21 protein-coding genes are annotated in these 22,140 nt (G+C 36.3%); 11 read left to right on the forward strand and 10 right to left on the reverse strand.

Going from position 1 to position 22,140, the window contains the following annotated elements:
• Window positions 1-471 precede the first annotated feature (471 nt).
• Window positions 472-657 (reverse strand): hypothetical protein, encoded by a 186-nt coding sequence (locus AC4BHA_RS00005; protein WP_148629679.1) that lies wholly within the window; start codon window positions 655-657, stop codon window positions 472-474.
• 951 nt (window positions 658-1,608) lie between these two features.
• Here AC4BHA_RS00005 and rsgA point away from each other — a divergent pair.
• The gene (gene rsgA / locus AC4BHA_RS00010) at window positions 1,609-2,676 is read left to right on the forward strand and encodes a ribosome small subunit-dependent GTPase A (protein WP_490557925.1); all 1,068 of its coding nucleotides are present in this window, start codon (window positions 1,609-1,611) and stop codon (window positions 2,674-2,676) included.
• Window positions 2,677-3,000: 324 nt separating this feature from the next.
• On the opposite strand, the gene AC4BHA_RS00015 is transcribed toward rsgA, so the two are convergent.
• From AC4BHA_RS00015 to AC4BHA_RS00025, 3 genes are all read right to left on the reverse strand, one after another.
• Entirely contained in the window at window positions 3,001-5,613 is a 2,613-nt protein-coding gene (locus AC4BHA_RS00015; protein ID WP_490557926.1) for a calcium-translocating P-type ATPase, PMCA-type, read from the reverse strand.
• Window positions 5,614-6,088: 475 nt separating this feature from the next.
• Entirely contained in the window at window positions 6,089-6,931 is an 843-nt protein-coding gene (locus AC4BHA_RS00020) for a manganese catalase (protein ID WP_490557927.1), read from the reverse strand.
• A gap of 301 nt (window positions 6,932-7,232) precedes the next feature.
• Complete coding sequence (locus AC4BHA_RS00025) at window positions 7,233-7,361, reverse strand: hypothetical protein (RefSeq protein ID WP_257469051.1); 129 nt, start codon at window positions 7,359-7,361, stop codon at window positions 7,233-7,235.
• Window positions 7,362-7,828: 467 nt separating this feature from the next.
• Between AC4BHA_RS00025 and AC4BHA_RS00030 the strand changes: the two genes are divergently transcribed.
• Entirely contained in the window at window positions 7,829-8,260 is a 432-nt protein-coding gene (locus AC4BHA_RS00030) for a DUF2621 domain-containing protein (RefSeq protein WP_066103960.1), read from the forward strand.
• Window positions 8,261-8,360: 100 nt separating this feature from the next.
• On the opposite strand, the gene AC4BHA_RS00035 is transcribed toward AC4BHA_RS00030, so the two are convergent.
• Window positions 8,361-8,930 carry an HD domain-containing protein gene (locus AC4BHA_RS00035; RefSeq protein ID WP_140461422.1) on the reverse strand — a complete coding sequence of 190 codons (570 nt, stop codon included), beginning with the start codon at window positions 8,928-8,930 and terminating at the stop codon, window positions 8,361-8,363.
• Between the two features lie 241 nt (window positions 8,931-9,171).
• Here AC4BHA_RS00035 and AC4BHA_RS00040 point away from each other — a divergent pair, with 241 nt between their 5' ends.
• The gene (locus AC4BHA_RS00040) at window positions 9,172-9,672 is read left to right on the forward strand and encodes an NUDIX domain-containing protein (protein WP_139891983.1); all 501 of its coding nucleotides are present in this window, start codon (window positions 9,172-9,174) and stop codon (window positions 9,670-9,672) included.
• 76 nt (window positions 9,673-9,748) lie between these two features.
• On the opposite strand, the gene AC4BHA_RS00045 is transcribed toward AC4BHA_RS00040, so the two are convergent.
• Window positions 9,749-10,360 (reverse strand): hypothetical protein, encoded by a 612-nt coding sequence (locus tag AC4BHA_RS00045; protein WP_066103954.1) that lies wholly within the window; start codon window positions 10,358-10,360, stop codon window positions 9,749-9,751.
• Window positions 10,361-10,779: 419 nt separating this feature from the next.
• The gene (locus AC4BHA_RS00050; protein WP_077248027.1) at window positions 10,780-10,920 is read right to left on the reverse strand and encodes a small acid-soluble spore protein P; all 141 of its coding nucleotides are present in this window, start codon (window positions 10,918-10,920) and stop codon (window positions 10,780-10,782) included.
• 146 nt (window positions 10,921-11,066) lie between these two features.
• Here AC4BHA_RS00050 and AC4BHA_RS00055 point away from each other — a divergent pair, with 146 nt between their 5' ends.
• The 7 genes from AC4BHA_RS00055 to AC4BHA_RS00085 all read left to right on the forward strand — a co-directional run bounded on the left by AC4BHA_RS00055 (window position 11,067) and on the right by AC4BHA_RS00085 (window position 18,552).
• The gene (locus AC4BHA_RS00055) at window positions 11,067-11,342 is read left to right on the forward strand and encodes a hypothetical protein (protein WP_066103951.1); all 276 of its coding nucleotides are present in this window, start codon (window positions 11,067-11,069) and stop codon (window positions 11,340-11,342) included.
• Window positions 11,343-11,571: 229 nt separating this feature from the next.
• Window positions 11,572-14,301: an aconitate hydratase AcnA gene (acnA, locus tag AC4BHA_RS00060; protein WP_490557928.1), complete on the forward strand. Its 2,730-nt coding sequence runs from the start codon at window positions 11,572-11,574 to the stop codon at window positions 14,299-14,301.
• A 177-nt stretch (window positions 14,302-14,478) separates the two neighbouring features.
• Entirely contained in the window at window positions 14,479-14,973 is a 495-nt protein-coding gene (locus tag AC4BHA_RS00065) for a TlpA family protein disulfide reductase (RefSeq protein WP_066103947.1), read from the forward strand.
• A gap of 126 nt (window positions 14,974-15,099) precedes the next feature.
• Window positions 15,100-15,231, forward strand: coding sequence for an FbpB family small basic protein (locus AC4BHA_RS00070; protein ID WP_077248025.1), 132 nt, complete (start codon window positions 15,100-15,102; stop codon window positions 15,229-15,231).
• Window positions 15,232-15,299: 68 nt separating this feature from the next.
• Window positions 15,300-15,443: an acid-soluble spore protein N gene (locus AC4BHA_RS00075; RefSeq protein ID WP_066103946.1), complete on the forward strand. Its 144-nt coding sequence runs from the start codon at window positions 15,300-15,302 to the stop codon at window positions 15,441-15,443.
• 347 nt (window positions 15,444-15,790) lie between these two features.
• Complete coding sequence (locus AC4BHA_RS00080) at window positions 15,791-18,097, forward strand: AAA family ATPase (RefSeq protein WP_490553324.1); 2,307 nt, start codon at window positions 15,791-15,793, stop codon at window positions 18,095-18,097.
• Between the two features lie 35 nt (window positions 18,098-18,132).
• Entirely contained in the window at window positions 18,133-18,552 is a 420-nt protein-coding gene (locus AC4BHA_RS00085; RefSeq protein WP_066103942.1) for an acyl-CoA thioesterase, read from the forward strand.
• A gap of 46 nt (window positions 18,553-18,598) precedes the next feature.
• Here AC4BHA_RS00085 and AC4BHA_RS00090 read toward each other — a convergent pair whose 3' ends face one another.
• The 3 genes from AC4BHA_RS00090 to plsY all read right to left on the reverse strand — a co-directional run bounded on the left by AC4BHA_RS00090 (window position 18,599) and on the right by plsY (window position 21,280).
• Window positions 18,599-18,889, reverse strand: coding sequence for a HesB/YadR/YfhF family protein (locus AC4BHA_RS00090; RefSeq protein WP_066103940.1), 291 nt, complete (start codon window positions 18,887-18,889; stop codon window positions 18,599-18,601).
• A 334-nt stretch (window positions 18,890-19,223) separates the two neighbouring features.
• Window positions 19,224-20,363, reverse strand: a complete 1,140-nt coding sequence (locus tag AC4BHA_RS00095; RefSeq protein ID WP_066103938.1) for a CapA family protein — start codon at window positions 20,361-20,363, stop codon at window positions 19,224-19,226.
• Between the two features lie 308 nt (window positions 20,364-20,671).
• Window positions 20,672-21,280 carry a glycerol-3-phosphate 1-O-acyltransferase PlsY gene (plsY, locus tag AC4BHA_RS00100; protein ID WP_066103936.1) on the reverse strand — a complete coding sequence of 203 codons (609 nt, stop codon included), beginning with the start codon at window positions 21,278-21,280 and terminating at the stop codon, window positions 20,672-20,674.
• Between the two features lie 171 nt (window positions 21,281-21,451).
• On the opposite strand from plsY, the gene AC4BHA_RS00105 reads away from it, so the two are divergent.
• Window positions 21,452-21,862: a CoA-binding protein gene (locus AC4BHA_RS00105; RefSeq protein ID WP_490557929.1), complete on the forward strand. Its 411-nt coding sequence runs from the start codon at window positions 21,452-21,454 to the stop codon at window positions 21,860-21,862.
• The last annotated feature ends 278 nt before the right edge of the window (window positions 21,863-22,140 follow it).

Consider the following 22,140-nt stretch of genomic DNA (forward strand, 5'->3'; position numbering starts at 1 on the left):
AGAAACGCTCCTTATTTTATGAAACGATAAAAGAAAATTTATTCAACAATGATGTTTATCATATAGGGGATAGTGATCATAAAGAGGATATAGTATTTGAACTTATTGGGATAGTGGTTGCTATTGATATTCACTTCCATATGGGGCAATGAATTGTGAACTTTTCTACTTTACCTATGGGCATTGTCCAAGTAGGATTAATGCCCTTTTATATTGAATTTCTTATGGAAGAAACGGGGCAGGTTAGTGGAAGAAAGATTTGCTACTTTGCAGTGCAACCAAGGACTAAGAGAAGTTCAAAGAAGCGTTAACGAACTGCTATTTGATATATAATTTAGAAAACTTATAGAGGGATAAGTCGACACATCTAATAGTAAAAAAACAAAAGATATATTTTTATAAGACAAGGTTATTTATGTCTTCTTTTTTGTTAACATCGCCCTTTAGTATAGAGATGTTGAAAAAAGAAGATCAAGATTTTTTAGCCCGATCTATCGCAATGCGAATTGTTACTCCGATTGCCCCACCTATTCCCATCAAAACAGCAACGTCTATAAAATTCTTAGATGGTATATCCTTGAAAACCAAATCAAAAATCCACATCAGCACTAAGACTGTAGCAATCAAACTCAATATACGTAACAAACCTTTTATCATTATTTTCCTCCTGTGTGATTTTTTTTATTGTATCACAACTGTACTATTTATATCGATTAGTTACTTATTACATGAACCAGGGCTGCAGGGCTTTATTTTATACCGAAAGTTTGGTGTTTAGCTCACCTTCTTAATCTGCAAAAAAGGGGGAATCTAGCAGAAGGTTAAGACTGTCATAAGACGTTCAGTTATTATGCGACTAAAGGGGCAGGTTAGCGGAAGAAGGATTTTAATATATCTAAGTGGGATTTTTACAATAGACGAGATAAAGAAAATGGGAGTTTTAAGTCCAAGGGATAAAGGGGTATCAAAATGCGGTTTTATTTTCGAACAATGAAAAACAATATATTTTTATCTTTAATTACTTTAATGGTATTGATTCTTACAGTCGGATTTTGGTATGGAATACCCTTATTCGGGTTATCAGATTTCTTTTTTGAAACGAATGTACCCATATTCGTTCAATTTGTTTTAATCTGCCTGAGTGTTGGTTTTTGTTTTTCAATAATTTGTATTCCATTTCATCTATCTTTCGCTAAAGAATATACCATAAACAAAAAGAAAAATATGATAAATACTTTTTTTATAACTCAAGGTACTTTAATTATGTTTGTAGCATTTCTATTTGCAGTTTTTTATTTAACCGTATCACTTTTAGCATTTTAAACCTTTAACTTTAACTGCGATAGCCGAAGATCAAAGCTGTCAAAATTGACGGCCTTTTCTTATGCTGCTAACGGGGCAGTTTAGTGGAAGAACATTGTTTAATTTGTGTTGAACATTAGAGTTGGATTGTACTAATATAAAACTTATAAGTAATGAAAGGAGCGGCTGTGTTTATGTATAGCAAGCGAAATGTGGAGATTGTAACAAATAGGGAGGTATGCACAAAATAAACTAATGCATAAAACCTCCCAAAAGTTATTATCTAAACTTTAGGAGGAAATGAAATTGAATAATATTGATATGAAAAATTTAGGACTTATTGAAGAATTCATACAGGAGTCTACAATATATAAAGACCTTTTTATTGGGCGAGTTTCATCACAATCTAAAAATTTATATAAGGTGATTACAGAAAGTGGTGAGGTTGTTGCTGAGATATCCGGTAAGTATCACTATAATGTAACAGGAATTTCTGAATATCCTGCTGTTGGAGATTTTGTTATGATCGACAGAACAAATAATTCAAAGGGGAACGGAATTATTCATCATATACTTTCACGAAAAAGCGTATTTGGACGTAAAATGGTAGGAACCAAAAAAGATATTCAGATTGTCGCTACAAATATTGATACGGTTTTTATTTGTATGTCACTGAACAATGATTATAATCTGCGTAGACTAGAGCGTTATCTTTCTATCGCTTGGGACAGTGGTGCAAACCCAGTTGTTGTACTTACAAAGTCAGATTTATGTGATGATATAGCATCAAGACTTAATGAAATATATTCTATTGCAATTGGTATAGATGTGATTGTTACAACAAATACTTCTGATGAAGGATGCCAATCTTTAAAAAAGTATCTTTCAAATGGGAAGTCAGTAGCGTTTATAGGTTCATCTGGAGTTGGGAAATCAACCTTAATTAATTGCCTTATCGGCCAAAACTTATTAGATACAAATGAAATAAGGAATGATGATAAAGGCAAACATACTACTACAAGCCGTGAATTAATTATGTTGCAAAATTTAGGTGTTGTTATAGACACTCCTGGTATGAGAGAGCTTGGAATTATAAGTGCAGATTTAACCAAGTCTTTTTCTGATATTGAAGACCTTGCTAATGATTGTAAATTTAATGATTGTACACACCAACATGAGCCAAACTGTGCAGTACAAAAAGCAATGAAAGATGGATTTTTGTCAATTGAAAGGCTAGAAAGCTACTGGAAACTAAAAAAAGAGACTAAGTATCAAGGTTTGAATTCTAAAATGATTGAAAAAGAAAAGGCAAATGAAATGTTTAGTAGCATAGGCGGCATGAAAAATTTCAAGAAATTTAAAGAACAAAATTGAAAGAAAAGAAGATGAAGTTTTATAGCTCTTTGAAGTGAAAAATAGGTAACAGCTCGATGTTGAGCTGTTACCTTATTTTTTGGTAGATAGTATAGTTAAATGAGATTTTATTTATAATATTTGTGAAGGAATGTACTTAAACAAACAGGAGAGTTAGTCCAATAACAAGTACAACCACTTCCTTTTTGGAGGTGGCTATTAAACAAGCATTAATCAATAGCAACAATGGCTATTCTAGTAACACCAAGGGGAAAAGAATCAGAAAAACCGAACGGATTAGCCGAATAAAAAGCACCCAATCGGGTGCTTTTTAACTGCTGGAAATTAGGTTGTCTTAGTTCTTCTGATCAGTTTTTCAATCTCAATTACAATGATTGGAACAAATCCAAGTCCAAGCGCGATCAGATAGTATTCAGAAGGAAGAGATGTTACCTCGAAAATATAAGCTAGCGGTGGTATAAATACAATCGCAACTATAAGTAAAAGTGAAGCAAGCAGGGCAAGAATCATATATTTATTTTCACGAATATCGGATTGGAAAATAGATTTGGTTGTTCTTACATTTAGAACATGAAAGAGCTGCGAAAGTGATAAAACTAGAAAGGCCATTGTTTGGGCAGCGCCTAATGAGTTCAGATTGACTCCTGCCAGATAAAAGCCGATTAAGGAAAGTACAGCAAACATCAACCCCTGAAGGACAATCCGGTAAAGGAGCCCACCTGCAAAAATTCCTTCTGCTTTTGGCTTCGGTCTCCTCTTCATAATATCTTCTTCAACAGGTTCCATTCCAAGAGCGAGTGCAGGAAGTCCGTCTGTCACTAAGTTCAGCCACAAAAGATGGATGGCAAGGAGCGGTGTTTGTTGCCAAATAATCATGGCAATGAAAACAATAAATATCTCACCCATATTAGTGCCAAGCAGGAATTGAATGGCTTTGCGGATATTATCATAGGTACCGCGACCTTCTTTTACTGCATCGACAATTGTCGCAAAATTATCATCCGTCAAGATCATATCTGATGCTCCTTTTGCGACATCCGTCCCAGTTATGCCCATCGCGCAACCGATATCAGCTGCCTTCAAGGCAGGAGCATCATTAACCCCGTCACCTGTCATTGATACGATTGCACCTTTTTGCTGCCAGGCGCGGACAATCCGTATTTTATCTTCCGGTGACACACGTGCATAAACAGAGTACTCATCGATTGAGTCATTTAATGCTTGATCGCTCATTTTTTCAAGTTCTGCACCACTAAGAGACTTTTGTCCGGCATTTAATATACCGAGTTCTTTGGCAATGGCATTTGCTGTTCCAATATGGTCACCTGTGATCATAACCGGGCGGATACCAGCTCTTTTACAAACCTGTACAGCATCCTTAGCTTCTGCACGTGGAGGATCAATCATTCCAAGCAAGCCGACAAAGTGCAAATCATGCTCAATCTCATCGCTATTAGGGTGATCAGGAACACTGTCAAGTTCCTTATAAGCAACAGCGATAACACGCATAGCTTCATCCGTCATTTGGTTGTTAATTCTCTTGGCAGCTTCAAAATCACCAGTTTTACAACGGTTCATCAATACATCAAAAGCACCTTTTGTTAATGCATAAGGTTTTCCTTCTATTACATGGATGGTTGTCATTAGCTTTCTGTCAGAATCAAAAGGAATCTCACCAACACGGGGTGCTGCTTCATGAAGGCTTTCTTTTGTCATTTGATTCTTAAGCGCTGCTGAAAGGATAGCAGTCTCTGTTGGATCGCCGATGTGCTTTTCTTCTCCATCTACGATTTCAACGGTCCCATTTGATGCAAGTGAACCAAGGCGAAGCAAGGATTTAATTGGACCGGAAACATGGTCAGTTATATCTTCTGGTTCACCTTTAACCCAGGCTTTGATGACTGTCATTTTATTCTGTGTAAGTGTACCTGTTTTATCAGAGCAAATAACAGAGGCACTTCCTAAAGTTTCAACTGCTGGAAGCCTGCGGATTATAGCATTTCTTTTGACCATTCGCTGGACGCCGAGTGCTAAAACGACTGTGACAATTGCAGGCAAACCTTCTGGAATAGCAGCGACTGCTAAGGATACTGCAGTCATAAATATCTCGAGTATCGGCATTCCAGAGAAGAATCCGATAGCAAAGATTACAATACTGATGGCAAGCGCCAGTAAGCCGAGGTACTTTCCTAGCTTGCCTAGTTTTTGTTGCAGAGGTGTCTGACCTTGGTCAGCTGATTCAAGCAATTCGGCAATCTTGCCCATTTGTGTATCCATTCCGGTTCCAGTTATAATTGCTTTTCCGCGACCATAGGAAACACTGCTGCCTGAAAAAACCATATTCACTCTATCTCCAAGGGGTGCATCCTCATTAACTGTTGCATTCTGATCCTTTTCAACTGGAACGGACTCTCCAGTTAATGCTGACTCCTCAATTTTCAAGGAAGCTGCATCAACCAATCTTCCATCAGCAGGAATGAAATCACCAGCTTCAAATTCGATTAGATCACCAGGCACAATCTGGCTTGCTTCAATCTCGGTTAATTTTCCATTACGGATGACTTTTGCCCGCGGAGAGGAAAGGTTCTGTAGTGCCTCGAGTGATCTTTCCGCCTTATTCTCCTGAACAACTCCAAGTACAGCATTCAATATAACAATACTTAAGATAACAACTGGTTCAATATATTCCTTTGTATCATGGCCTTTAAGAGCGACGAAAAAGGAAACCGCAGCTGCAATGATTAGAATCAAGACCATGATATCCTTAAATTGTTCAAAAAAACGTTGGACGAGCGTTTTCTGTTTTTTTCCTTTTAATTGATTAAGTCCATATTTCGCTTGATGTTCCGCTACTTGTGCATCGCTTAAACCAAGCTTACTATTTGTCCCATATTCCTTTTCGATATCATCGAGTTTTTTCACATGTGGATTATTCATGAAGAAACCTCCATTCTTTTTCAATAAATATGCCATTAGCATATCCAAAAGAGAGCGAAGGATTCTTTTTAGATAATTAATTAATAAAGAAAGGTAGACTTAATCAAAATCTTCATTGAGATAGCTTAAGAACAAGCATTGTTTTATTACTTAGATACTATGGGAAAATATTATCGATTAATGGGGGAGGGGGGATGATGATGTTTATTATAGGACATGGAAGAGTGGCTAATGTTCCCCGGAATTTAGAGGGCTTTAAAGTACAGAAAATATAAATGCGTAATGATACTCGAAATTCTTTTAAATGATACAGAAAAAGGAGTTTTTACGATAATCAACAATAGGGGGTGCAATAGTAAAATGAGCAAGCAGTGCAGGGGGAGCAAAGGGAAATATCTATGAAAAAAGGATTTCAGAATAAGTGCTATTCTGAAATCCTTTTGTATGGTAGTCTAAATTATATAGGAGTGTTTATTTATAAGATTGATTTATCTGTGTCCATTGGCAATGTGTTATGTGTTTCTAGTGGTGCTGGTTTTAACATTGGTTTAGCTCCTTCAGCCGGTGGAACAACTGCTTCATAGCGGAATTCACCCTGTCCATCAGGCGCTTCGCCGCTTGCCCAGCTTCCAGTGCTGCTTTCTTCGCCTTCGGAGAAATTATATAAAGAGTAGGCAATATCTAAGCGTTCTTTTTCACGTGGGAATGTGCTTGGAACAAGTAATCCTTCTTGTTCTTCTAATTCAGCGATTGCTTTCGCCCATAGATTTTGGTGATAAGAATCACGTGCAATCAGAACGGAAAGCAAATCTTTAATTCCTGGATCATCTGTCATTTCATAAATACGGACTGCAGCTAATCGACCTTGTGATTCAGCGTTTAGGTTAGAGCGGAAGTCAGCCAATAAGTTGCCGCTTGCTGTTACATAGCTTCCCATCCAAGGGTTACCAACACTGTCCTGTGGACGAGGATTTAATCCAGAAACAATAGCATGTTGTGGATTCATACCGCTTAGTACAGCAGCGACTGCTGGGTCAGCCATTGCTTTTTCTTGATCTTTAAGTGGTGCGTCATCAAGAAGACGTGCGACCATAGTCGCTAACATTTCAACGTGGCCGATTTCTTCTGTACCGATATCAAGTAAAAGGTCTTTATATTTTTCATTGCCGCGTACGCTCCAGCCTTGGAACAAATATTGCATCATAACGGACATTTCACCATATTGTCCACCAATCAGTTCTTGAATTTTCTTTGCCATCAATGGATCTGGTCTAGTTGGTTTAGCTTCGAATTGAAGTTCTTTTTTATGAAAAAACATATTCATACCTCCGTATATAATAGTATTTTGTGAGCGATTGCTCGTACAATCTATTACATACCCAGCGTTTTTAGGAAGAAACATAGAAATTTTGTAAAATCAGGTAATAGAGGTGTGAAATGCTATGGTAATATTGACATAGAGAATAAGAAATAAATTTTATTTTCAAGTGTATTTTTACATATTTTTTTCTTGGTTGTTGAAAATTTATGGTCTATACATAAAAAATGTCATAATAAGAAAAGAGCACCCAGAATACATGTATTCTGGGTGCTTTAGTTCGATAGGCGATAGCGCCAGATTAATTTTTCATTGCACCGATTGGCGTTAATTGTTCATTAGGCTGTTGCTTGGTTATTGATTCCATCTTCTTTAATTCTTCTCGAAGTAATCGTCTGACTTCCCTGCGTCTGTGTACTTTTTTTCCCATTAAGTAAAGACCTCCTTAAAGTAGTGGAAATGCAACAAACCAATCTGACCCTTAACAAAAATAACCACAATCCCTGATTAGATTAAAGAAATATCTAGATTGAATGATATGAGGAAACTATACAGTATATTCATTACTTCTTTAATACAGTCAGATTGTTATCTTTAGTTATATCAGAGATTGATAATTCTGACAATTAAAAACAATCTCAATTAAAAGGGAAAACAATAGAGAAAAGCCCAAAATCTTTGATATATTTACGTAATACACCCTTTTCCTGCAATTCTTTTTATTTTTCTCCAAAATCCATGTTAGGAATGGAGGTTCCCTTATACGAATTTTGTACAAACAATTTAGTAATTATTAGTCAATTTAGTTGAAGGTTTCCAACTCTTTGTTATAATAATACATGGAAAATGATTGTTAAATTAGGGGATTGTGTATTACTTAACTGGGGTGAATGATCTATGTTAGAAGGATGGTTTTTATGGTTCATCCTGTTTTGGGTTGTCTTTATGATTGGTTTTATGGCCATCGGTGGATTTTTTATGTTTCGAAAGTTCTTAAAAAAACTGCCCAAAGAAGATGGAAAATCAGATATGGACTGGGAAGTTGAATTTGTTAATCAGACAAGGCATCTATGGAATCAGGAAGAAAAAGATTTTCTAGAAGAATTAGTAAGCCCGGTTCCTGAATTATTTCGAGATGTAGCAAGGCATAAAATCGCAGGGAGAATCGGTGAACTTGCACTTAAAGAAAAGGCTAATAAGATAACGATGGATCTTATTATTAAAGGGTATATTCTAGCAACACCAAAACGTGATCACAAATTTCTTCGAAAAAAATTAGAAATTGAAAAAATAGACGTCAGTCCATTTGAAAAATACTTCTCTATTTGACCTCTTCTTTTTATGAAGAGGTTTTCTTTTACGGAAATAGCGTTTGATTGAAAATAGGACCTTAATAGGTCCCCGGGTTATTATGGCTGTGTTTGACAAATTATTTGTTGTTACTATCTTTTATAGAATCAAAAAAGCTATTTACGTCTTTAACGTATTGATGGAAAAACTCCGGAATCTCTTTGTCGTCCAAACCATAAAAGCTATTCATTGCAACCCCTCTGATATACCATTCCTGAGAATCCAGTCCTCTTTTAAAGCAGTTCCAAATTTCACTCCCCAATAATTCATGTCCGGCAGTCATGGATTTTAGGTTATCCCATTTATCAGCAACAATAAGAGCCTTTACTTCAAGAGGCGCTTCTTTAACAAGCTCAAGTGTATGCTGCTTACGTTCTTCCCAGGTTTTTGTTTTGTCCTCTGTATGAGCAGAAACATAATGCGCGATTTTAGGTCCAAACTCCTTTTCAATCTGTTCAATCGTTGTATCTGTGTCCTCCACAGTATCGTGCAGTAATGCTGCAATCACCAATTCTTCACAAAAACCAGCCTCTTCAAGAGTTTTAGCCACCTGCAAAGGGTGTATAATATAGGGTTCATTTGACAGCTTACGTACTTGTCCGGCATGTGCCTCCGTTGCAAATTGTACTGCTTTTTCCTTTAATGTCATTCATTCAGCCACCTTATCTATATATACTGAAATTTCACTATCTTATTATAAATAAATAATTTTGTGCAGCTAGAATATATAAAATATACATATGATTATGGGTATTATATCATATTTAGCTTTGAGGCAGGTCTTATGCGTTTTATTTATGAATATGTATAATAATATATTACACAGAAAGCTAAAATTATATATAATCATACTGTGGATTATTAGAAAGATTTAAAAGGGGTCATAAACCATGGAACTTATCAAGGAAATTTATGATGATGCGTCAGAACAGTATACGGATCATGCATACCGTATTAGAAAGGCATCCAGAGCTGTAGTCATTAACGACCGTGATGAGATTGCTCTTTTATTCGTTACAAATGGAAACTATCATAAATTGCCTGGTGGAGGCATTAAAAGCAATGAAACTATTTATGATGCATTAAAAAGAGAGGTAGAAGAAGAAGTAGGAACCTTAATAGAAGATATTAAGGAACTGGGACTTACTATTGAATACCGTAATAATGAAGAGCTGCTTCAGATATCTTATGGATATATTGCTAAAACTATTGGTGAACTTAAAGACCCGATGTATACCGACGATGAGATTAACGACGGATTTGTATTAAGATGGGTGCCAATCAAAATAGCGATTGAAATATTAAAACAAGACATGCCTTCTAATTATGCAGGACAATTTATTCAGCAAAGAGATCTGGAATTTTTATTAAAAGCTGACGAACTGATTTAAAATAATGTCAGTCACTACTCTAAAAGCTGCACTCCAATTGTTAGAGATTTAATTGCAATTGAAGTGCTTTTTTAGTTTAGTTAAAATAGTTTTCTAAGTCAGCTAAAGAATAGGCATCAGAAACACCTTTTTTGGAATATAAATATTGAATTAGATTTTTATCATCTTCATACAGATCAGCTAGTCCATAATAAATATTCTTTAAATAGGGAAGAGAAGGTGGAGTGATGTTCTTTTCAGCAATAGTTCGATTATCTGTAAAGGTGAAAATCGGATATCCATCCGTCTCACCCAAGTAGAGAATATTACCATACCAAGAATCGTTAAAGGAATAGGTATGAACATTTTTGGCTAATTCAAGATCTATCTCCATTTTATAATTGTCATTCTCCTGCTGTACAATTTGTTTAAACTGTTCGCTAGTAATTAGGTATTTCTTACCGTATGTCCTTGTATTCGTATCTCTATCAGTATTGATAAAAGCGACACCGCCATCCCAACGACCTGAGTATTCAGCGAAGTACATCTCATAAGGAAGAGAAATCGGAGCAATTTTTTCTGGATAAGCAGGATTCGTACACCCACGTTCATTTTTTGTAGAACCCTCTGGTGTCCCTCCGCTTATATAACAACGAAAGCGGCTCTCTAATAAATTGGATCCATAACTTGCGTACCATACATAATCCATTGTCGTATAATACCTCCTCAATAAAATTCTATATAGATATACGTACCACAAAAGGGATTGATTACACATGAACATGCGGGAGGCAGGTTAATTCCTTAGAAAAATCAAACGTATCGTGAGCACGCACAAAAACGGTAAGCTGTGTAACCTTCAGAAAAAGAATTTTAAACAATCAGGGAGAGAAAAGGGAAAGTTAATAATAATATTTTTAGTTAAAAGGCGAAAATTTAAAAATATAGAGGATATTAGTAGTTGTATTAGGTCTGCCAGTAGGAAAGGCCATTAAAGATAATACAAAACCTTATAATCAATGTTTCTGTTGAAAGTCTGAGGATCTTTTCCTGAATACTATCTATGAGCGGAATTAAAATGCGAGAGAAAAAATTCCTCCCGCAGTCTTTTAAGAAAAGATAATGCTGTTACATATCGTGATGAGAATGATTTTTTTGACGTGTATGCTGCCTGTTTTTCACTTTATGAGAACCGCTTAAGGGTGCCGGTTGGCCAGAATGATTTTTATCTTTAGGGCCTTTTTGGTGATTAGCGTTTTTATTCGACATATTCATCCCTCCTACCTATAGTATGAGAGCCTATTAAATGATTATACAGGTATATAATAACGGGTATTTAGAAGCTGATTCACATCATGAATAAGGCAATAAACTTCCGTACATCATAAAAGATATATTGTTAAGGAGGGGTGTACGTGCCTTATCACAAAAATAAAGTTCAAGCGTTTCAATCCGCTCAAAATGGCGTCAGAAGAGCGGTGGATGCACATGAAAATCTTGAATCTATGCAGCATGATCCTCAATTTGGCCATGAAGTGGGACATTTGTGGGAAGAAATTAATGAGGCGTATCAGCAGGTTGAAAATGCTTATGAAGTGGCAAGTGAACATCAAAAGGACCAACTGGATGATTATAGAAATACATTAGACAAAATGGTTTCAGATTTAGACAAATTTGAAAAATATCGATAAGGTACCGGCCAGCTAATATTACTTTGCTGGCCGGCTTTTATTTTATCAGGAAAATAATTACCAATAAGCAGAACTTATGACAGGTAATAAATTACTTATATTTTACTTTATGGAAAGGTTATATTAATATTAAATTGTTAGAATATTAGGATTGAATGAAAAGTGTTTTACTTTTCTACAATTTATTACTATATTCTGTAATATCTTTTACCTAGAGGGGGTAATTTGATTGGGGAAAAATGATGTGTTCGAATCACGGAGATTTTTTGAAATCGACGGTAAACGCTATCATTACTACAATTTGAATGTATTGGAAGAAGCAGGAGTTGGAGAAGTTTCCAAATTGCCTTATTCCATTAAAGTTTTACTGGAGAGCGTTTTGCGTCAACAGGATGGGAGAGCTATTAAAAAGGAACATGTGGAAAACCTTGCTAAATGGGGAACAGAGGAAATGTCAATCGATATTGATGTACCTTTTAAACCTTCCCGTGTAATATTGCAGGATTTCACAGGTGTACCGACTGTAGTCGATTTGGCTTCATTACGTAAAGCCATGGCTGATATCGGAGGAGATCCGGGTAAAATTAACCCTGAAATCCCGGTTGATCTTGTTATCGACCATTCAGTTCAGGTTGATAAATATGGAACTGCAGATGCGTTGCAGATTAATATGGATTTAGAATTTGAAAGAAATGCGGAACGTTACCAATTCCTAAGCTGGGCACAAAAAGCATTTGATAATTACCGTGCGGTTCCACCAGATACAGGGATTGTTCACCAAGTGAACCTTGAGTATTTGGCTAATGTTGTACATTCAGTAGAAATGCCGGATGGCGATTATATGACATTCCCAGATTCTTTAGTGGGAACTGATTCACATACTACCATGATAAATGGTCTGGGTGTATTAGGATGGGGTGTAGGCGGAATTGAAGCGGAAGCTGGAATGCTTGGTCAACCTTCTTATTTCCCAGTACCTGAAGTTATCGGTGTACGGTTTATTAATTCCTTGCCAAACGGAACAATGGCTACAGATTTGGCGTTAAAAGTTACTGAAATACTGCGTAAAAGTGGTGTGGTTAATAAATTTGTAGAATTTTTCGGCCCTGGGATGAGCGCTCTTTCACTTTCAGATCGTGCGACCATCGCAAATATGGCACCGGAATATGGCGCTACTTGCGGTTTCTTCCCAATTGACGAAGAATCTCTTACTTATATGCGTTTGACTGGACGTACAGAAGAGCATATCGCAATTGTTGAGCAATATTGTAAAGAAAACGGTTTGTTCTACTATAAAAACAGTGATGAACCAAGATATACAAAAATTATTGAGATTGACCTTTCAGAAATTGAGGCTAATCTATCCGGTCCAAAACGTCCGCAGGATTTGATTCCTTTATCTAATATGAAATCTGCCTTCAATCAAGCTTTAACAGCTCCGGTTGGAAATGCAGGATTCGGTCTTAGTCAAGATGAAATTAATAAAAAAATCACTGTTCAGCTGAATGATGGCCGTCAGGCGCCGATGAAAACAGGTGATATTGCCATTGCTGCCATTACAAGCTGTACGAATACCTCTAACCCATATGTTATGCTGGGTGCTGGACTAGTTGCTAAGAAGGCAGTGGAATTAGGATTACAGGTTCCACATCACGTAAAAACATCATTAGCTCCGGGATCAAAAGTCGTTACAGGCTATTTGCGTGATTCTGGTCTGGGAACATACCTTGATAAACTTGGTTTCAATGTTGTTGGGTATGGCTGTGCTACATGTATCGGGAACTCCGGTCCATTAATGGAAGAGATTGAAGCAGCTGTTTCTGAATCAGATTTACTTGTTACTTCTGTCTTATCCGGTAACCGTAACTTTGAAGGACGTATTCATCCGTTAGTAAAAGCAAACTATTTGGCATCACCGCCATTGGTTGTCGCATATGCCTTAGCAGGTACAGTGGATATCGATCTTGAGAATGATCCAATTGGAAAAGGTAAAGATGGAAAAGATATTTATTTCAAAGATATCTGGCCATCCAGTGAAGAGGTTAATAAACTTGTACAGGATACCGTAACATCTAATCTCTTCCTTAAAGAGTATGAGCATGTATTCGATGACAATGCAAGATGGAATGAAATCCAAACCAGCAACGAACCTTTATATAATTGGGATTTTGATTCAACTTATATTCAAAACCCACCTTATTTTGTAAATATGGATCCTAACCCAACAGAAGTAAAACCGCTTGACGGACTGCGCGTTGTCGGATTATTTGGAGATTCAGTTACAACAGACCATATATCTCCGGCTGGATCTATCGGCAAAGATACACCAGCAGGTAAATACTTGCGTGAAAAAGGAGTTGCTATCCGTGACTTTAACTCATACGGTTCTCGTCGTGGAAACCATGAAGTTATGATGCGCGGTACTTTCGCTAATATCCGAATCCGTAATCAGATTGCTCCAGGCACTGAAGGTGGATATACAACGTATTGGCCAACTGGTGAAGTGATGTCTATCTATGATGCATGTATGGAATATAAAAAAGATGATGCTGGCTTGATCGTATTGGCTGGGAAAGATTACGGAATGGGAAGCTCCCGTGACTGGGCTGCCAAAGGTACCAACCTACTTGGAATTAAAACGGTCATTGCGGAAAGCTTTGAAAGAATTCACCGTTCCAACCTTGTATTAATGGGTGTACTTCCGCTTCAATTCAAAGAAGGCGAAAGCGCTAAAACACTTGGTTTAACTGGAAAAGAGAGAATCTTTGTTCCAGTTAATGAAAATGTTAAACCACGTGACATCATCGAGGTAACTGCAGTTGGAGAGGACGGAACAGAGAAGAAATTTGATGTTTTAGTTCGTTTTGATTCTGATGTGGAAATCGATTATTATCGTCATGGCGGTATCTTACCAATGGTTTTACGAGGAAAATTACAAGAAGCATCATCTACTAAGTAACGATAAAAAACTGACTTCGGTCAGTTTTTTATTTTTGTTTAGAATAACTAATTGTAAATATGAAGATCAGAATTCTGTAAATCTTATCAGGATGAGATTTTCACGCTTTCGTAAAATTGGAAATACTGATACAATTTCAGGTGGGGAATATACTATTTGTGGCTGGGGGAGTTTAGTGTGAAAAAAATCATCGGGTCACTTTTATTGCTGATACTGATTGGAGTAGCATTTTATCAAGTGTTGAATCAGCCTGATACACCTGTCAAGGCTGATGAGGGCAAAGAAGCAGTCGACTTTACATTAAAAGATCCAGATGGAAAGGAAATTACACTATCTGATTATAAGGGGAAAAAGGTGTTGTTAAACTTTTGGGCAACCTGGTGCAATCCGTGTAAAAAAGAGATGCCTGATATGGAAAAAATCAAACAATCTCATCCTGATGTAGTTGTTTTAGCCGTAAATATAGATTCTGATCAGGATATAAAAGGATTTATGAGTGATTTAAAACTTACGTTTCGGACTGTATTGGATGTAGATGGTGAAGTGAACAAAAAATATAAGGTTGTGTCCATTCCAACTTCATTCTTCATTAATGAAGAGGGAGTTATTGATAAAAAGGTTGTAGGGTTAATGGAATATAAACAAATGGAAGAGCATATCGCAAACATGTAAGCAGCCTTGAAGGCTGTTTTTTCATATTTTAAAGACTAATTAGTTATCGTTATTTTCTAAAAATGTTATAAATACAGAAAAAGTAGGCAATGATATTATAAAATAAAGTATGGATGGTGGTTGACGATGAAAAAGCGTAAGCGGATGTCTTTAGCAGATTTAATACTGGAAAATAAAAAACAAATTATAATGGATAAACATGCAATGGAAGTTCTAGAAGATCGAATCGATAAAAGAATGATGGAACGAGCGGAGTAATATCCAATATCTACACCTTATAAGTCATGCGTAAGTAAGCATGATAAGAAAGAAGGGGTGAAGATAAAATGGGAAATCCGAAGAAAAATTCCAAGTCATTTGTACCAAATCACATTGGAACTCAACCTAGAGCTGCCGGTGGAAATAAAGGCAAACAGATGCAAGATACATCCGGAAAGCATCCAGACGTGATTCAAACAAAAGGTGAATAGCTGAATAATTTAATCTCAAATCTGCCTGAATCCTAATGGAGACAGGCAGATTTTTTAGTTGGTTAGAATCCAGGAAATTTACTTCGCGTTCATTAATGAATTAAAAAAACTATGTTCCAAATCTTCATGGTGAATTTTAAAACCAAACCCAAGTAGCCAAGAAAAATAATCCGTAAAAAGAGGGACAAATGAAGCGGCCATTACGACTAAAAGACAGAACTTCTGAATAAGAGAATGTTTAATTTCAATAGTTGACTGGTGAATCATACATTAAGCTAAAATGATTAATCTGGAACGTGTTGTATGATAGGATGGAGACATCGACTGAAAAAAGGATGAAGCAGTAAATGGAATTATCAATAACCAATTATAAAAATATGATTGATGAGTGGGAGAGAACGTTGACTAAAGAAGGTTCACTCCCCATAAAAACAGAATTACTTAGTGTGCTTCAATTTATATGTAAAAACCAGGGTGAGTGGGGAATATCAGCAGATTTAGAAGGAAAGCTGTTATATTTATTAGCCCTGGAAAGAAGTAAGCAAGAGGAACAAGATGATTTATATTATCTATTATTAGATGAAGCAAACCGATTATTGAATAATCGCTCTGAAATACAACGATTGCTGGAAACTAAGCAGCTCAATCGTTTTAATGACTTATATACTGGCTTTTCTACTCCAACTTTACGAGAAACGGATAATAGAACTGCAAAACGTAACACGGTCGGGCAGATTATGAATGAAACAAGCAATTACATGAACCGTACAACTGAAGCATTAAAACAAATCAATCAACTGGCAGAAACAGATTTAATCCATACTGCAAAAAAATACTTAAATGATATATTTGACGGTATGCAAAAGGTAATCTCTACGGCAAAAGAGTATGAAGAAACATTAAGCGGGAATTTCCATACCGCAATTGTTTATCAGGAGTTAAAATCCTCATTAAATCTTCTGAATAGCCATATTCATCAATTTAACGAGTTTATATCACAGCATGAAATTGTTGATGCAAAGGATCAAGTAAGTGCCTTAGCAGAGTTGAACGAAATGGTTGGGCTGATTGAAATAAAAAAACGGGTTAACCAGCTTTATCAATTTTTGAAGTATCAAAAACACCGTGAAGAATTAGGATTCAGTAATACAGGTGATATTAGCCTAAACATGATTTTAACGGGTAATCCTGGAACCGGTAAGACTACCTTGGCCAGATTATTAGGGAAAATCTATTATGAATTAGGGATATTGCCAAAAGAAAAAATTGTAGAGGTTGATCGTTCTAAATTGGTTGGAGCTTATGTTGGACAAACAGAGGAAAACGTTCGTAAAGCTGTGGAAGAGGCAGTAGGAGGCGTCCTTTTTATTGACGAGGCATACAGCTTAAAAAGAGAGGGCCAACAAGGAACAGATTACGGGCAGACAGTGATAGATACGCTTATATCTCTTATGGATAGTGCAGAGTATTCTGGAAGGTTCGCTGTTATTTTAGCAGGATATCCTGAGGAAATGAGACAGTTTCTGGATAGCAATCCTGGTTTGCGCAGTCGTTTCCCGAATTTTAATTATATGGAGTTACCAGACTATTCATTGGATGAAATGATTGAAATTGCGATTCAAACGGCAGAAAAAAATCATTATTTTATCGCTCCTGATGCGATTCCTTCTTTAAAAAAACGAATTGAATATGAGATGGTTGATCAAACTTTCGGTAATGCCAGAACAGTTAAATCAATTGTTATGGATGCAATCTTCCATAAAGGTTCTACAGGTGAACAGCAAGCCAATGAAAGCTTTTTAAATTATCTTCTTCTGCAAGAAGAGGACTTTTCTTCTCAGTTTCCTGTATCCACTGGAAATCCCCAGGCAGAACTAAAGAATCTTGTTGGTTTGGATATGATTAAAGAGGAAATTCATAAACTTTCAGCATTTGTAAAGATACAGCAATCCAGGAGACAGGCTGGAGTAAAAACGGTACCTGTCCAGCTTCATGCGGTTTTTACCGGGAATCCTGGAACTGGTAAAACAACAGTTGCAAAGCTGTACTCGGAAATACTGCGAGATTGTGGACTGTTGAAGAGAGGTCATCTAGTTGTAGCTAGCCGTGCTGATTTTGTAGCTGGCTATGTCGGGCAGACAGCCATTAAAACGAAAAAGAAGGTTCAGGATGCATTGGGCGGTGTATTATTTATTGACGAAGCTTACTCCTTACTAAGCTCTTCCAATTCAGATTATGGAAAAGAAGTTGTGAATACTTTAGTGGATGAGATGACCAAACATAATGAAAACCTTGTCATCATCTTGGCAGGATATCCTGATGAGATGAAGGCGTTGCTGTCCAGTAATCCAGGATTTTCATCCAGGTTCAAAAAGTTCATGCATTTTCCGGATTATAGCACAGAGGAATTGATGCAAATCATTGAAAATTATGCTCGTAAATATCAGTATATACTGGACCAGGCGGCAAAAGATTACTTGGTTGAAAAGTTGAACCTAATTGAGATTGATGGGAACGGACGATTTGCTATTAATTTGGTTGACAATGCGATACAGGTACAGGCGGTTCGATTAATCGAGCAGACGGGAGAGGATCTGGCTGCGGTTGATTACTCTACTCTGACAAAGGCTGATTTTCAAGATGTGTTAGAATAGAAAAAGGACTATTGTAGAATAGGAGTGTAGAAGGAATGTTTGTTTCAAAAAAAGAAATCCAATTATTTTACGCAGATACTGATATGATGGGTGTTATGTATCATGCAAACTATCTTAAATGGTTTGAGCTGGGCAGAACAGCCCTTATTGAGGATTTGGGCTATAAATATACGGATATGGAGGAAGCAGGCTATTATGCACCTGTTTACGATATTCATGTAACCTATAAAACACCATTACGATATGGTGATCAGGCCTATGTACATACTTGGGTAGAAGAAAATAATGGAATAAAAACACTGTATGGATATGAAATCCGGAATCAGCATGATCAAATTTGCGCAACTGGAACAACTACGCATATTGTAGTAAAAAAAGATAATTTCAGACCGATTCAGTTTAAAAAAGCATTTCCGGAATGGAATGCAAAATACGAAGAAATCAAACGAAAATAGATAAAGAGAATCCCCTGTGTCAGTGGTACACAGGGGATTTCTGTTCTTATTTGCTATAGGAGAACGTGGGCTCAGCCTTCTGTTCGTCAAAGGTTATATTGAGGTTATTTCCGTCAAAATACCATATATCATCCTCATTAATAAAATAGGTGATTCCATCCTTTAATAAGGTAACAGTGGCTTGTTTTCCTTCCTCTTTGCTGATTCCCAAAGAAAAGCCTGATTGTATAGGGCTATAGCCTCCATAACGGGGAAAGAACCGAAGGCAGTCGCCTTTTTCAAGTTCCAATTCTGCTTTATACCATGCAGCTGATTGCTCATCGATTGTAATTTCCATGTTTGAATCCTCCTGATATGTTTATTGGCAGATAAAGGTGAGCTATCTAACTACTGAATACTACCATTATGACATAATTTTAATAAGATAACGATTGGTAACACTCAGTAAACAAAAGGATGTATCACTAGAGTGGTTTAAACTGTTTCAATTCCCACTTTTTATTCGGTGGAAAATTCATCTCTGATAAAGACTCAGTTGCTGTTAGATTATTATTATAATACTCTATAGCCCTTATCCATCTCTTTTAATCTTTTTCTCTCCTAAACTTGAAAAAGAAAAACTGTCCCAATGCAAATTAAGCAAATTTGGAACAGCTCGTTAGTTTAAATTCTTATTTTATGGATGGATGGCTAAGCATAAAATCAGTCAATTTTTCTTTATCGATCTTTTCCTGTCCAAATACATCTTCACTTCCAAACGTATTTATTCTGTAGTCACGGTCGTTTTGATTAGTTACATAGGTTGGAGAGAAGTTTACGTTAGTTACTTCGGTCTCAGTTCCCTTAGCTGACCATTCTTTACGAACGCTAATGGTAACCATACCGCCAATATCTTTATAGTTATTTTTTTGGGCGGAGATGAAGTTTCCTAATGAATAGACAACTAATGTTTTTTTCTGATTGGATTCTATCCATTCAATTGGTTGGAGGACATGCGGATGATGCCCAATAATAATATCTGCACCTGCATTAGACATTAATTTTGCCATTTTTCTTTGTTCATCAGATGGGTTTCTTTGATATTCCAGTCCCCAATGAGCATTAATGAGTATAAGATCCACTTTATCACGTAAATCCTTGATATCTTGTGAGACTTTTTTACCATCTAAGTAATTGACTAAATAATCTTTTCCATCCGGAATAGGAATCCCATTCGTTCCATATGTGTAAGAGAGAAAGCCGATGTTAATACCATTTACGTTCATGATGCGGTCTTGTTTGGCATCCTCTTCATTCTTATGAATTCCTACGTAAGGCATATCAATTTTATTGTAATACTCGATTGCACGCAGAATACCTTTTTCACCTTTATCGAGGGAATGGTTATTTGCTAAGGTTACGAGGTCTATTCCAACGTCTTTTAAGGTGTCCGATATTTCATAAGGTGAATTAAATGTCGGATACCCTGATAACCCCAAGTCACTTCCGGCTGCAATAGATTCCTGGTTGGCAATCGTAAAATCTGGGTTGCTTAGCATGTCTTTTACAGGTGCGAACATATCTGAGAAATCATAACCAGAACCAGTATCTGCATCTTCATATACCTTATCATGCAAAAGTATATCTCCGATGGCTCCAATTTCAGCAGTAGAATGGTAGTTACGTTCAGATAAGAAAACTTCCCTATTATGGGTTAAAGCTACGTTTTTTTCTTCATAATTATTGAAAATCTCCTGAGTGTTTAGATATATAAGTATACCTATAGCTGCGGTAATGATTAAAAATGATAGGAGGGCTATTTTTTTCTTCATTCTTCACCTGCTTAGTAAATTTTTCTAAATATGAGTACATATTTTTAATATATTCCTACATGTATATTGACACTTTTTAGATTAAAATGCAAAATAAGGTATTTTTCTGGTTTCATATGACTGATAATTTTATACTAAATTATCCGATCGTTTAATCCTATTAGGTAATCAGTCGATAGAGGTCGAGCTTTGTTGTTTGAATATGAGATGAGGTTTTCGGAGGAGAATATTGCTTTTGTATTCTGTTTAGCAAAAATAAAAAAGACTGTTTTTGGACCACTAATCGTGATTCCAAAAACAGTCTTATATCATCGTTTAAACAAATTAACCTTAGGTTCTGTTTTATTAATAATACGTTTGATATTAGCGCGATGGCGATAGAAGATAAATCCTGCCAGGAAGATAATTAGGATTAACATGGAAGGATCTCCGCTAAACATGGCATAAATAAGTGCCACAACTGCAATCAACATAGAAGATAAGGACACGATTTTAGTTAGGTATAAGAATACAAAAAAGCATGCAACTAGAATCACAAATAAAAGTGGATCGTATCCGAGCAAAATACCTCCGGATGTAGCTACAGCTTTACCGCCTCTGAATCCGGCAAATATAGGGTACATATGGCCGATAACTGCCAATAAGCCGCATATCAACGGAATAGCAATCCAACTTGGCCATTGATCAGCTTGTATATTAAATATGTATGGCAATAAGGTGGCCAAAGTACCTTTTAAGATATCTATAGTTGTAACGATAATTCCGGCTTTTTTCCCAAGTGTCCGGAATGTATTGGTTCCTCCTAAGTTTCCGCTGCCATGCTCACGTATATCAGTGTTATAAAAAACTTTTCCTATAATTAAGCCTGAAGGTATTGAACCTAGCAAATAGGCCAATATAAACAAAAAATATAACATATAAACAGTTCCTTTCTTACACTACTGGTTAATATATTTTAACATGTACCTGCAAAAAGAAAATAAAAAAATTATTTTTATTAACTTCCCTATTCTGAGCTGACCGTTTATTCTATAATAGCCTATGGGTATACATAAGGATAAATTTTATTATTGAAAGGGGCTATATTCATGATAGAAAATCCAAGCAGAGATGAAATTGGTCTCCTCTTAAAAAAAGCGAAACGAATAGCTGTCGTTGGTCTTTCTGATAATCCGGAACGGACATCTTACATGGTATCTAAGGCCATGCAGGATAATGGATATGAAATTATCCCGGTCAATCCTTCAGTGGATAGTGTTTTGGGTGTAAAGGCGGTTGCGATATTGAAGGATATTGAAGGGCATGTAGATATTGTCAATGTTTTTCGCCGATCTGAATATGTGATGGATCTGGCTAAGGAATTTTTGGAAATCGATGCCGATATATTTTGGACACAGCTGGGAGTTATTGATGAAGAGGCCTTCCAAATGCTAAAGGACAAGGATTACACCGTCATTATGGACCGTTGCATAAAAGTGGAGCATGCATTAACTAAATAATAAAAAATGGCCACCAATTGCTCGTAAATAGCTCATTGGTGGTTTTATAATGTTGTAGGTAATAAAAACTAATAGTTGTAAAAACACCGAAGATGATACCATAATTAAGATACAGGGACTTATTTTATTTGTTTTTTACAGGGACTGGAAGCCGGGATGTCTCGTATACATAACCTTTATCTAAACTTTATTTGCGAAACGAAAAATAATCTGTAAAAATAGAGCAATAGAGCTTTAGTGTGCTGTTTATACTATCGAGAACATTTGTTCTTGTTTAA

Source organism: Pradoshia sp. Z3_51 (assembly GCF_058215915.1).